12 protein-coding genes are annotated in these 13,048 nt (G+C 40.2%); all 12 read right to left on the reverse strand.

Annotated elements, in window-relative coordinates; translation table 11 throughout:
* Positions 1-64: 64 nt before the first annotated feature.
* Positions 65-478, reverse strand: a complete 414-nt coding sequence (locus tag AC1D69_RS10905; RefSeq protein WP_495456387.1) for a YlbF/YmcA family competence regulator — start codon at positions 476-478, stop codon at positions 65-67.
* A 52-nt stretch (positions 479-530) separates the two neighbouring features.
* A complete protein-coding gene (gene miaB / locus AC1D69_RS10910) occupies positions 531-2,123 on the reverse strand; it encodes a tRNA (N6-isopentenyl adenosine(37)-C2)-methylthiotransferase MiaB (RefSeq protein WP_495456187.1) in 1,593 nt (530 codons plus the stop codon).
* 146 nt (positions 2,124-2,269) lie between these two features.
* Positions 2,270-4,036 carry a SulP family inorganic anion transporter gene (locus AC1D69_RS10915; protein ID WP_495456188.1) on the reverse strand — a complete coding sequence of 589 codons (1,767 nt, stop codon included), beginning with the start codon at positions 4,034-4,036 and terminating at the stop codon, positions 2,270-2,272.
* A gap of 171 nt (positions 4,037-4,207) precedes the next feature.
* Entirely contained in the window at positions 4,208-4,534 is a 327-nt protein-coding gene (locus AC1D69_RS10920) for an ArsR/SmtB family transcription factor (RefSeq protein ID WP_495456189.1), read from the reverse strand.
* 197 nt (positions 4,535-4,731) lie between these two features.
* Positions 4,732-5,304: a phosphate propanoyltransferase gene (gene pduL, locus AC1D69_RS10925; protein ID WP_495456190.1), complete on the reverse strand. Its 573-nt coding sequence runs from the start codon at positions 5,302-5,304 to the stop codon at positions 4,732-4,734.
* A 184-nt stretch (positions 5,305-5,488) separates the two neighbouring features.
* Positions 5,489-6,448, reverse strand: coding sequence for a dipeptidase (locus tag AC1D69_RS10930; protein ID WP_495456191.1), 960 nt, complete (start codon positions 6,446-6,448; stop codon positions 5,489-5,491).
* A gap of 133 nt (positions 6,449-6,581) precedes the next feature.
* Positions 6,582-6,842 carry a stage V sporulation protein S gene (locus AC1D69_RS10935; RefSeq protein WP_068534754.1) on the reverse strand — a complete coding sequence of 87 codons (261 nt, stop codon included), beginning with the start codon at positions 6,840-6,842 and terminating at the stop codon, positions 6,582-6,584.
* An 87-nt stretch (positions 6,843-6,929) separates the two neighbouring features.
* Positions 6,930-7,724, reverse strand: a complete 795-nt coding sequence (locus tag AC1D69_RS10940) for a TIGR00282 family metallophosphoesterase (protein ID WP_495456388.1) — start codon at positions 7,722-7,724, stop codon at positions 6,930-6,932.
* Between the two features lie 70 nt (positions 7,725-7,794).
* Positions 7,795-9,336, reverse strand: coding sequence for a ribonuclease Y (rny, locus tag AC1D69_RS10945; protein ID WP_495456192.1), 1,542 nt, complete (start codon positions 9,334-9,336; stop codon positions 7,795-7,797).
* A gap of 304 nt (positions 9,337-9,640) precedes the next feature.
* Positions 9,641-10,366, reverse strand: coding sequence for a regulatory protein RecX (locus AC1D69_RS10950; protein WP_495456193.1), 726 nt, complete (start codon positions 10,364-10,366; stop codon positions 9,641-9,643).
* 109 nt (positions 10,367-10,475) lie between these two features.
* On the reverse strand, positions 10,476-11,537 hold the full coding sequence (recA, locus tag AC1D69_RS10955; RefSeq protein WP_495456194.1) for a recombinase RecA: 1,062 nt from the start codon (positions 11,535-11,537) through the stop codon (positions 10,476-10,478).
* Positions 11,538-11,753: 216 nt separating this feature from the next.
* On the reverse strand, positions 11,754-13,028 hold the full coding sequence (locus AC1D69_RS10960; RefSeq protein ID WP_495456195.1) for a competence/damage-inducible protein A: 1,275 nt from the start codon (positions 13,026-13,028) through the stop codon (positions 11,754-11,756).
* Positions 13,029-13,048: the final 20 nt, after the last annotated feature.

Raw genomic sequence — 13,048 nt, forward strand, 5'->3', positions numbered from 1 at the left:
TTAGTTATTTTTACTTATACATCAACAAAAAGGCGCGGATATTTATCCGCAACCTTGTTCATTCTTAGCCGCAACTAGATGGAGGAGAATCTGTCCCCACTTCGACATTTACTTTTTCAGACACAGTATCGTGGATAACTGATATGACTAGCTGCAATAAATAGTTAATATCACTCTGACTCTGCTGAAATTCTACTACTACAGGTATACCATCAATCTCATCTTGTAAGACTGCAATCTCAGCCTCGATCTTGGCAACCATGTCTTTATTTCCAAAAGATTCAAAAGCTACGATCTCCTTTTGCTTCTTCTTAATGACACTAATTAGATCTTGTACACGCTCATGGTTCTGAATCTTTGCTTCCGCTTGCTGAAATTGCTGTACTTCTTCACTACTAGATATTAAGTTCGCTAACTCTTTTGCTTTAGCCATAACGTCTTCTTGAATAACTAAGTTCCGTGTATCATATGACATCATCCCATATTTATTCAATTGACCTTGCTCTTGCGCCACAGTGATCACTCCTTATCTATGAATTTACAACAATTGATTCCGTTACAATCTTCCCCTTAATATACCATGTCTTAACTTCACTTATCTCAACATTCACAAGTGACCCGATCAGTTCTTTGCCACCTTCAAAATGAACTAGTCTGTTGCTACGAGTTCTACCCGCTAACACAGTCTCATTGTTCTTACTCTCACCTTCTACGAGCACTTCCACGATTCTCCCTTGCATCTTCTCATTGTTCAACCGACTGTTCAATTCAATCGCTCTATTGAGACGCTGCAATCGCTCTTTCTTCACTTCCATCGGAACATTGTCTTCCATAATTGCTGCAGGAGTTCCCTCGCGTGGAGAGTATATAAAAGTAAATGCTGAATCGTATCCAATTTCATTAACTAGTGTCATCGTCTCTTCGAACTGTTCATCCGTTTCCCCTGGGAACCCAACGATAATATCGGTCGTTAATCCTACATTGGGAATAGCTTCTTTAATCTTATTAGCTAATTCCATGTAACGATCTCGCGAATATTTACGACTCATTCTCTTCAGAACTTCCGTACTTCCCGATTGAACAGGCAGATGAATATGTTCTACCAGATTACCACCCTTAGCTAGTACACTAACCAACTGATCATCGAAATCTCTTGGATGCGACGTTGTGAATCTAACACGCGGAATATCAATAAGTCTCATATCGTCCATTAAGTCCGCGAAACTGTATGTGATATCTGTGAAATCCTTACCGTATGCATTCACATTTTGTCCAAGTAACGTAACTTCTTTGAAGCCTTGACGTGCAAGATCTCTCACTTCTGCAATAACATCTTCAGGTCGGCGACTACGTTCTTTACCGCGAGTAAACGGAACGATGCAATACGTACAGAACTTATCGCAACCGTACATAATGTTAACCCATGCTCTCATACCTTCGCGCTTCTTCGGAAGGTTCTCAATAATGTCGCCTTCTTTGGACCATACATCAACAACTAGCTCTTTACTGAATAGTGCTTCCTTAATCAAGTAAGGCAATCTGTGAATGTTATGTGTACCGAAGATCATGTCGACGAAACCATGCTTTTGCAAAATCCGATTAACCACATTCTCTTCTTGAGCCATACATCCACACACGCCAAGTAAGAGATCAGGTTTCACAGTCTTCAAATGCATCAGGTGCCCTAGTTCCCCGAACACTTTATCCTCCGCATTCTCTCGAATAGCACAGGTATTAAGTAGAATAATGTCAGCCACTTTACGATCCTCTGTGCTACGATATCCCATATGCTCTAGAAGACCTTTAATCGTCTCTGTATCGTGTTCATTCATTTGGCAACCAAATGTATAGACAATATAATGTTTGCCTTCTCCTATGCCCTTGAGCTCGTCTGGAACGGCATTACCATACAACACCTGAACATCTTCTTTGCCCCGTTGTTTTTCCTGCCTATGGTTAGGTTCCGACTTAATATTAATCTCACGGCCCTTAATCCGAATTCTCTTTCCAAACTCATCTTCCGATAGAACCTTAGCATCAGAGAAATCAAAATATGTAGAGTAATCTTTGACCTTCACCTTTTCGGATTTTAAGTCCGATGGTTCTTGGCTCCCTTTTTTCATAGGTTATCACTTCCTTCTATAATAAATACCATAGCAATTTTCTTTAGGCTCAATATGAAATTATAACATAACTGTTACGAGTATATCCATCTTACGTATGGGAGAAATATAAATCTGAGAGCAACTTCCATTTCATTATTTTTCACTTATTCCATAGCTTTAGGTTGTAATGGTTTATATTCAACAGGTTCTCTTAGAACCTCCGCACACCTTTGATGACACTCCCGGAACGCCTTAGACTTACATCCCTGACAATACGATATATCCAAATGGGTTAAAGCATAACTAATCGCCTCGCCTGTCTGTTCAAAAAAGTGTTCAGGTCTGATGAATTCCTCTAAATGAGTTCTTTGTAGGATCTGATGAGGCTGATCCTGTATCTCGGAGATCAACACTTGACCTCCATGTGTCGCAATCTGTTTTAATATATTCGCAAAGTTCGATTCTCCTGTAGAATCCAGGTAAGGTACATTCTCCATTCTCAATATGAGCAACTTAGGCATGTGATCCATTTCGCTCATTAATGATTCTTCGAATTGATTCGCCGCACCGAAGAATAAGGCACCTTCAACCGTATAAATACTAATATAGGGACAATTATGATTTTCATTTACGATGTGCGATGCTACCTTATCATTTTTAGCTGAGTGATCTGGTAAGACCTTAGATACGCTCAGAAGCTCGCTCATATGTTTAATAAAGATGATAGCAGATAATAACAAGCCCACCTCAACAGCCGTCGTTAGGTCTGTGAATACCGTCAGAATGAATGTCGTGGATAGGACCCATGCTTCTGCGGATCTCGTTTTAATAATATGAATAAACGCTTTACGTTCACTCATATTCCAAGCTACAACCATTAAAATAGGTGCCATACTTGCTAATGGAATTCTGGAGGCATAGGGTGCGAAGAGAATGAGAACTAACAAGACCACGACTCCATGGATAATTCCAGAAAAGGGAGATACCGCTCCATTCTTAATATTCGTCGCTGTTCTGGCTATAGCGCCCGTTGCGGGAATCCCACCGAACAAGGGTGTAATCATATTCGCTATCCCTTGCCCCATAAGTTCTCTGTTACTGTTATGTTTCGTATTACCCATCCCATCCGCTACCACGGCTGATAATAACGATTCAATTCCACCTAACATCGCAATGATGAATGCGGGCTTGATTAGTTTTTGAATGTTATCCATTCCAAGATCCGGCAGGTGTGCGCTAGGTAAGCTACTCGAAATCGCTCCATACGTTGAGCCAATCGTTGCAATCTTATCTGGGAATAAGGTAGCTGCTACCAGCGTCGAGACTAACAATCCCACAAGCGAACCAGGGACTTTGGAGAATAATTTAGGTGTTATAATGATGGCTATCAAACAAATTGCAGCGACTAACAAGCTATACCCATTAGTTGTTGCAATATGCATACCCAACTCTTTCATATTCGACAGGAAGTATTCGTGTTTTTCAAGATTTTGTAACCCTAAGAAATTCGCTATTTGACCTGTAAAAATAGTCACTGCTATCCCCGTAGTAAATCCAATCGTAACGGGACGTGGTATAAATTTTATAACTCCACCCAGCTTAAATAAACCCATTAAAAACAACAATATCCCTGCCATAAAACCAGCAATTAATAAATTCTCATATCCATATTGCATCACAATCGCAAAGATGATGGGAATAAAAGCTCCCGTAGGACCCCCAATCTGAAATTTAGATCCCCCTAACAAGGAAATGAGTATTCCTGCGATGATCGTAGTATATAATCCATATTCAGGCTTAACACCTGATGCAATTGCAAAAGCCATCCCTAGTGGAATGGCAACGATACCCACAATAAGACCTGATATGATGTCTTTTTGCAAGGATCTCCTATTGTAGCCTAAATATCTGCCTGTAAAAGAGAATTTCATAACTAACCCCTCAATCAATATATCTGATTATTTGAATATATATAAAATCATATATCCTAAAGTGATTAGTGTCAATGAAATATACCATTGATAACACGTCCATCTATCCAGAAAAAAAGAAGCAAATCGGGAACGGAATTATTCGTTCGAAATGCTTCTCTTTATTTGGAGTTATTGATTTTTTATGTTTTCTAAGATCGAGATCGTATTTACAAGATGATTATCAAATATTTGTTTAGCGACAACAAGCAAATCCTTAATCAATGGATCTGTCAAAGAATAGATGACTGATGTTCCATCTTTTATCCCATACACCACGTTTTTACTTCTTAATACAGATAGTTGTTGAGAAACTGCAGAGCCCTCGCTACCTAATATTGTCTGTAATTCATTTACGTTCTTATCACCCTCAACCAAAGCTTCGAGGATTCTTATACGTAGGGGATGCGCTAAGGCCTTGAAAAAGTCCGATTTGAAATGTTGTATTTCTTGATACATAACCTTCTCTCCCTATATGTTCAACAATTTGAATATATAGATATTCTAACATATTCAGAAAGTAATGAACAAAATTTCAACGATGATCCTCCCCAATCCACCTGACTAGAGTGATTCCTTAATTATTTATACGAAAATAGGCATCAATCGCACAAATAGATTGTGTGAATGATGCCTTAATAATTATTGAATATCGATTAATCAATAATTTCAGCTGTATCTCCAGTTTTGGCACCAGATGCGTTAGCTTCATCTGTATCGATATGCATATCTAATGCAAACGAATCAGAAACACGAGCTACTACATTCTCAAGAACCAATCCACGTTCTCCACCAAGACGAACTTTCAACATTTGTTTATCTTGAATACCCCAAGCTTGTGCGTCTGAAGTATGGAAGTGGATATGACGTGCCGCCACGATAACACCTTCTTCAATCGTAACTTCTCCAGCTGGACCTTTAATGGTAACTCCTGGAGTTCCATCAATATTTCCGGATTCGCGAACAGGTGCTTTAACACCAATTGCAAAGGAATCTGTGCGTGAAATTTCTAACTGTGATGCTGGACGAGCTGGTCCCAAAATTCTAACTTTATCAAATTGACCTTTAGTCCCAATTACAGCAACAGTTTCATTTGCTGCAAATTGTCCTGGTTGTGACAATGGCTTAAATTCTGTTAATTGATACCCTTGTCCAAATAATGCTTCTACATGCTCTTGCGTAAGGTGAATATGTCTTGCCGACACACCTACAGGTACAGATTTACTCATGAAAATTTCACTCCTTAGTTTTTCTCTAGTTTTCTCTACAAGCTGACATCAACATCCATTATACATCCTTTTTGCTCAAAATAAAAAGGTATCCCTTTATATTAGGGTTACCTAATTCCGAATTTCTTCAGTTCTGTTACATGTTTTGTCATATTGTTTACTAACAAATCTAATTTATCCATCCTTATTTTGTAATTACCTTTCTACTGGGTAGATAAGCTTCCAGATAAGATAATGCATTCTGTGACAACCATAAGTTCACTTGCTCTTCCGAATAATACTGAAGTAATAGTTCTGCGAATTGGATATACTTACCAGGGTGCTCCAACTCTTCAATCCATGACTCAATCCCATCAAAATCTGAACCAAACATCAGATGTTTCTCTGCACCAAGCTCACACATATGTTCAATGTGCGGGATAAGGTCATGTGGAGTTATAACATTAGAGCCACTCTTCACGAACCAAGGAACAAAGGTTAAACCAATTCTACCATCCATCGCTACAATCGCTCGGATCTGTTCATTACTCAAATTCCGTGCATTTGAGCATACCTCATAAGCATTTGAATGTGATGCAATAAAGGGTCTCTTCGTCATCTCCACTAGTTCCCAGAACCCTGTCTCGGACAGATGGGATACATCTAACAGCAGCCCTATATCATTACACAATTCAACAAGCTGTCTCCCCTTCTTAGTGAACCCACCTTTTCTTGGTTCGAGCACACCATCAGCTGCCCAATTTGCATAATTCCATGTCAATCCAAGAAATCGTACACCGAGCTCATACACTGTCTTCACATAAAATAGGTTACCCTCAAGCCCATCTGCACCCTCAATCGATAACATTCCCCAAGGCTTCCCGTGTGTTATCTGACTCACTTCATCTTTCCAACGAAGCCATTCAACACCTTCCCCTGATGGGATCACTCGATTTCGAAAGACATCAATGCCATTCAATATGTATTCAAATCGTGGTTGTCCCCACTTTTCTAATAAGTAAATAGCGAAACATTGAAGTGAAACGGCTCCATGTTGCAATCGTTCATACGTAACATCAAGTCTATGGTCATTCATAAAAGAAATGGAAGGATCATCTGTCATTTTACTTAGCACATCACAATGAAAGTCGACTACACGTCTCAAGTTTAACGCCTCCCTCACCATAAATACCCATGCAAAAAACCTGTTTACTTCAGTTAAAGATCATCTTTACCACAAGGGTAAAGCTATCCTCTAAAAAAGTAAACAGGTAATGAACATATAACAAATCCATATATCATCTAGGCTCGACAATTAATTTAATCGCCGTACGGTCTTCCCCATCAATCACAATATCCGTAAAAGCTGGGATACAGATTAAATCGACTCCACTAGGCGCTACAAATCCCCGGGCAATAGCTACTGCTTTTACAGCTTGATTCAACGCACCGGCTCCAATCGCTTGCAATTCAGCAACACCACGTTCACGAAGAACACCAGCAAGCGCTCCTGCAACCGAGTTAGGATTGGACTTAGCTGAAACTTTTAATACATCCATAAGTTGATCCTCCCCTGGGAATGATGATGGTCACATCCACATACTTAGATGTTATTCCGAAGAGGAGAAAAAATACCTTTTTTTTTGTTATTCCATAATCCATTCATCTTCTTCTAAGCGGATTTTCTCTATTTTTGTAGCTTTCCCTGTAGACTCATCAATTTGCACAAATACACCGTGGAAGTGCCACTTCCCGGTATCTACGACAAAACGTACGGGTAACTGACTCTCAAATTTACGTATAACAGCTTCTCTTTCCATACCTAGAGCACCGTCTCTAGGTCCTACCATACCTGCATCCGTTAAATAAGCCGTTCCATTAGGCAGAATACGATCGTCATTACTCTGAACATGCGTATGTGTTCCCACTACTAGAGATACTCGTCCATCTAAATGCCAACCCATGCATATTTTCTCGGAAGTTGCTTCGGCATGAAAATCAACTAAGATACACTTATGTTTCTTACGTAACTCTTCGATAATTTCATCGCTTTTACGAAAAGGACAGTCAATCGCAGGAAGAAATGTACGTCCTTGCAAGTTGACGATCGCCAGCTCTTTCCCATTCGCCTTAATAACCGTATGCCCAAGTCCTGGAGTTCCTGGTGGAAAGTTAGCTGGACGGACCATTCTTGGCTCATCATCAATAAATTCAAATATATCTTTATTATCCCACGTATGATTACCCATGGTAATACCATGAACACCCCAATTATAGAAGTCATTCGCTATTGATTCTGTAATTCCTCGACCAGCAGCGGAATTCTCTCCATTTGCAATAATGATGTGTGGGTTATATTTCGATTTCAAAACGGGCAATATAGCTTTAAGTGCTTTTCTTCCAACTTCTCCAACAATATCTCCAATAAATAAAACGTTAATAACGATTCTCCTCCTTAAATATAAACAATATGAAAAGTGGCCCCAATGTGGCCACTTTTCATATTTACCATTATTTAGCGTATTCAACCGCACGAGTTTCTCGGATGACCGTTACTTTAATATGTCCTGGATAATCCAGTTCATTCTCAATCATCTTCGTAATATCACGTGCTAGACGGAACGATTCTGCATCATCAATCTTCTCAGGATGTACCATTACGCGAACTTCACGTCCGGCTTGAATAGCAAAGGATTTCTCCACACCTTCAAATGATTCAGCGATCGCTTCCAACTTTTCAAGACGCTTAATGTAAGTCTCCAATGTTTCTCTACGTGCTCCTGGTCTAGCAGCTGACAAGGCATCTGCTGCACCAACCAACATAGCAATGACAGATGTTGCTTCGACATCACCATGGTGTGAAGCAATACTGTTGATAACCACTGGATGTTCCTTGTATTTCTTCGCTAGTTCCACGCCAATTTCAACGTGTGACCCTTCCACTTCATGATCCAGCGCTTTACCGATGTCATGCAATAATCCGGCACGTTTAGCCAGAACGATGTCTTCTCCAAGCTCTCCTGCCATAAGTCCAGTTAAGTATGCAACTTCCATGGAGTGCTTGAGGACGTTCTGACCATAGCTTGTACGGAATTTCAAACGACCCATAATTTTAATTAGATCAGGATGTAATCCATGTACACCTACCTCGAAGGTAGCTTGTTCACCATACTCACGTATCCGTTCATCCACTTCTTTACGGGATTTCTCAACCATTTCCTCAATACGTGCAGGGTGAATTCGACCATCTGCTACTAATTTTTCTAGAGCAGTACGAGCGATTTCTCGGCGAATTGGATCAAATCCAGAAAGAATAACAGCTTCCGGCGTATCATCAATAATGAGGTCAATTCCTGTGAGAGTTTCAAGAGCACGAATATTCCGACCTTCTCGTCCGATAATCCGCCCTTTCATCTCTTCATTCGGAAGTGTTACGACAGAAACCGTAGTTTCTGCGACGTGATCGGCTGCACAGCGTTGAATAGCCAATGTAATAATTTCACGTGACTTCTTATCTGCTTCTTCTTTCGCTTGCTGCTCAATGTCTTTAATCATTTGTGCAGTTTCATGACGAACTTCTTGTTCTACATTAGTCAAAATAATGCTCTTAGCATCTTCTGTAGTCAAATTCGAAATTCGTTCTAATTCTGTTACTTGGCTCTTATAAATCGTATCAATTTGTTGCTGGGTTTCTTCAATTCGTTTCTCTTTGTTCGCCACTTGTTCTTCTTTACGTTCTAACGCTTCCAATTTTTTATCCAGCGACTCTTCTTTTTGCAACAATCTACGTTCTTGCCGTTGAATTTCATTACGGCGTTCACGAGTGTCCTTTTCAGCCTCGGACCGAATTCTATGGACTTCATCCTTAGCTTCTAGTACCGTTTCTTTCTTCACTGCTTCTGCTTCCTTCTTCGCGCTCTCCACGATATGAACGGCAGCTTCTTCAGCACTGGAAATCTTAGCTTCTGCAATAGATTTGCGAATAAAATAACCGGCGAACCCAAAGATCACGGCTACGAAGAGAACGATCAAGACCCAAATCACGGTATCCATCCTGTTCACCTCCTCGTTTGTTCCTCCAAGGAATCCTTGGAATTTTTCTACAGTTGTCATTCAATTACTACACATCATACTCAATCGCTTATCAACACTGATCATTTGTACATATTCACATGCACTGTCCGCCAACTACTGACGATAAATTCATTGATATGAATTAGCTCAATAAAATCTTTCATAAGAAAGAACCTCTTTTGGAAGGAAAAAGATTCTCTATACGATTATAGATTCTCTTACATTTTAGTATTTGTGAAAAGATATTGTCAAGGGAATCACTCTTAATCCCATGTATTCTTATTTATTCAAACTCAAAATGATCATCATCTACATCCTCAATTTCCTCTTCTTGTATCACTTGATTTAAAACTCGTCTAACGTGCTCGCCAGAGAAACCGCGTCTCATAAGGTATGAACCCGTCTTTCTTTTCTTATCTAATGTTTCACCTTTGGCATGACTCCACTTTTTTCTTCCTAAAATAAGTGCACTCTCATATTCTTGATCAGAGCTGACTCCATCAAGTGCTTCCGTAATTAGCGTTTTATCTATACCTTTTTGTCTTAGTTCCTGCCTAACCCATGCTTTTCCCTTGCGTTGGCTTGTAATTCGCTGTTCTACCCACTGTTGGGCATACATTGCATCATTTACTAAACCCTCACGACTTAAACGTGCTAACACATCCTCTATGACTTCCTGTGACGTCTCCTTCTGCTTCAGTCTAATCTCTATCTCTTTACTCGTTCGTGACTTTCTCTCTAAATACTTAAGTGCCTGAACATATCCCTGTTGCTTCTCATCAACCAGTATAATTTCTTCTAGCTCCTTTTTCCAAAAGGAATTTCCTGTGATCATCCTATATTTAATCATGACATCCTCATGAATCGACAGTACATATTGTCCAAAAGATATAAGATATCGATATTTCTGCTTGGGTTCGCGTTCCACCTTTGTAATGATCAATTCTTGATCATCGGGGAACAAGGAAACAGCGTTCTCCTCTTGTAGATCGTCATTCCATTCTTCCATTGATTACATCTCCTCACTTTCCCTCAGAGAAATTATAAACAAGACAAAGGGCACCCTATGTATTCCACATATGGGTGCCCTACCAAATCAGAGTACAATTATTTAGAATCTATTCCATTTCTAGCAGTTCTTGTTCTTCCAACTCTTCTTCTTTTTTCTCTGATGCAGTAGGAGGAACGACAGCATTAGTTAAATTGCTAGCTTCACGAATTTTCTTCTCAATAACATCAGAAATCTCAGGATGATCCTTCAAGAATTGTTTCGCATTCTCACGACCTTGACCTAAACGCTCGCCTTCGTATGAAAACCACGCACCGCTCTTGTTTACGATGTCCATATCCGTACCAATATCAATGATGCCTCCTTCTTTCGAAATCCCAAGACCGTACATCATATCGATATCAGCTTGTTTAAACGGAGGCGCTACTTTATTCTTCACCACTTTAATTTTCGTACGGTTACCTATAATGTCGTTACCGTTCTTAATACTTTCTACTCTACGCACATCTAAGCGAATCGTGGAGTAGAACTTCAAAGCCCGTCCACCTGGAGTAGTCTCAGGATTACCGAACATCACACCAATCTTCTCACGAAGCTGATTAATGAAGATCGCCGTTGTTCCCGATTTATTAATAACGCCTGAAAGTTTACGCAAAGCTTGAGACATCAGACGGGCTTGTAAACCCATGTGAGAATCTCCCATCTCGCCTTCAATCTCTGCCTTTGGTACCAACGCAGCAACAGAGTCAATGACAATAATATCCACCGCTCCACTCCGTACAAGAGCTTCAGCAATCTCAAGTGCTTGTTCACCTGTATCCGGTTGAGATAGAAGCAATTCATCGATATTAACACCCAAATTGCTGGCATATTTAGGATCCAACGCATGTTCCGCATCAATAAATGCCGCTGTTCCACCAACTTTTTGAGCCTCAGCAATCGCATGTAAAGCTACAGTCGTCTTACCTGATGACTCTGGGCCGTATACTTCAATAATACGACCTTTTGGAAAACCACCCACGCCAAGTGCAATATCCAATGCCAAAGATCCACTGGAAACAACCTCTACCTGCATGTGTGTTGATTCACCTAACTTCATAATAGAACCCTTACCGAATTGTTTCTCTATTTGACGAAGCGCTACATCCAGCGCTGCACTACGATCTGACAATAGACTCACATCCTTCAATATTTATAATATAATGATACCTTGTTTTAAGACGTTTGCCAAGCATTTTTCGAACATACATTCGTTTTTTTGAGTCATCTATTCCCCTTCCCCTTTTTGTTACGGGTCTTTAGGATAGAAAAAGAACCGTAGCAAAATATCTGTTTTGCTACGGTTCTTCCGTATAATTTACAGTATACTACTATCTATATTAATCATTCAACTATCTTGTTGTAGCTTATCATTTTGCATTAGAGCACGCCACAGACGATACAACAAGCTTTTAACTGTACGGAGCCGAATAGTCTCTCGGTTACCTTTTAAATCAAGTTCAAAAACCTCTGTTTTCTTACCACGCTGTGAAATGGCAATATATACCATGCCAACGGGTTTACGCTCAGAATATGCTGGACCAGCAACCCCTGTAACAGACAATCCAAAATCTGTATCCGTAATCATTCTAACTTGCTCGGCAAGGACTTGTGCAACTTCTGCGCTTACTGCTCCTGGAGCTTCATCTCCTTCAAGAAGGTCATGAGGCACGTTTAGTAGCTTTTCTTTCATCGCATTGGAGTAACACACGATTCCACCAAGAAAAATAGTAGCACTACCAGGAACCGATGTAATTCTCTCCATCAATAGACCTCCAGTACAGCTTTCCGCTGCACTTACAGTTAATCCCAGATCAGTCATCAGATCTACAATAGTCTTCTCAATGGGAACATCTTCAGAAGCATACAAGTATTCCGGAAGTAACGACTGAATTTGTTTTTCCAATTTGTTAAGCTTAACCATCGCATCCTTTTCACTAGGAGCTTTTGTAGAAATCCGAACGGTTACTTCACCCTCTTTTGCATAAGGAGCTATGGTAGGATCATTCTGATTCTGGATTAAGTCTAATAGTCGATCCTCAAGAAGGGATTCTCCAATACCCGCAAACTTTAACATCGTTGAATAGATCGGAGTTTCATTCGTTAGAGCATGTTGCAAGAGCCAAGGCTTGGCCTGTTCATGGAACATAGGGGCCATCTCTTTTGGTGGTCCAGGTAGAATGATATAGTGCTTGCCTTCATGTGAAAGTGCATTTCCTACTGCAAGACCTGTTACATTCTCGAGAGGTGTACTTCCTTCAATGATTAATGCTTGTCTTCGGTTATTCTCTGTCATAGGTACTTGACGATTGGCAAAGAACTTAGCTACATGATCCATAGACAAACGGTCAATATGTAATTTCCGTCCCAATAGGGCGGCCAGAGCATCCTTAGTTAGATCGTCTTGTGTAGGACCAATACCACCTGTTAATACAATAATATCTGCACGCTCACTTGCTAATTGAATGGATTCCTGGAGCCTTGTTAGATTGTCACCCACGACCGTTTGGAAATAAACATCGATTCCAATGGCCGCCAACTCTACGGATAAGAATTGCGCATTGGTATTCACAATCTGTCCTAACAGTAATTCTGTTCCTACCGCAATGATTTCTGCCTTCATATCTAAGAACCTCCACTTCA

The sequence above is a fragment of the Paenibacillus sp. Y301 genome, from assembly GCF_059445505.1.

Coding starts and splice junctions, on each gene's coding strand:
- AC1D69_RS10905 (WP_495456387.1), bottom strand. CDS start 478: ATGATGTCATATGATACACGGAACTTAGTTATTCAAGAAGACGTTATG.
- AC1D69_RS10915 (WP_495456188.1), bottom strand. CDS start 4,036: ATGAAATTCTCTTTTACAGGCAGATATTTAGGCTACAATAGGAGATCC.
- pduL (WP_495456190.1), bottom strand. CDS start 5,304: ATGAGTAAATCTGTACCTGTAGGTGTGTCGGCAAGACATATTCACCTT.
- AC1D69_RS10950 (WP_495456193.1), bottom strand. CDS start 10,366: ATGGAAGAATGGAATGACGATCTACAAGAGGAGAACGCTGTTTCCTTG.
- AC1D69_RS10935 (WP_068534754.1), bottom strand. CDS start 6,842: ATGGATGTATTAAAAGTTTCAGCTAAGTCCAATCCTAACTCGGTTGCA.
- miaB (WP_495456187.1), bottom strand. CDS start 2,123: ATGAAAAAAGGGAGCCAAGAACCATCGGACTTAAAATCCGAAAAGGTG.
- rny (WP_495456192.1), bottom strand. CDS start 9,336: ATGGATACCGTGATTTGGGTCTTGATCGTTCTCTTCGTAGCCGTGATC.
- AC1D69_RS10960 (WP_495456195.1), bottom strand. CDS start 13,028: ATGAAGGCAGAAATCATTGCGGTAGGAACAGAATTACTGTTAGGACAG.
- AC1D69_RS10920 (WP_495456189.1), bottom strand. CDS start 4,534: ATGTATCAAGAAATACAACATTTCAAATCGGACTTTTTCAAGGCCTTA.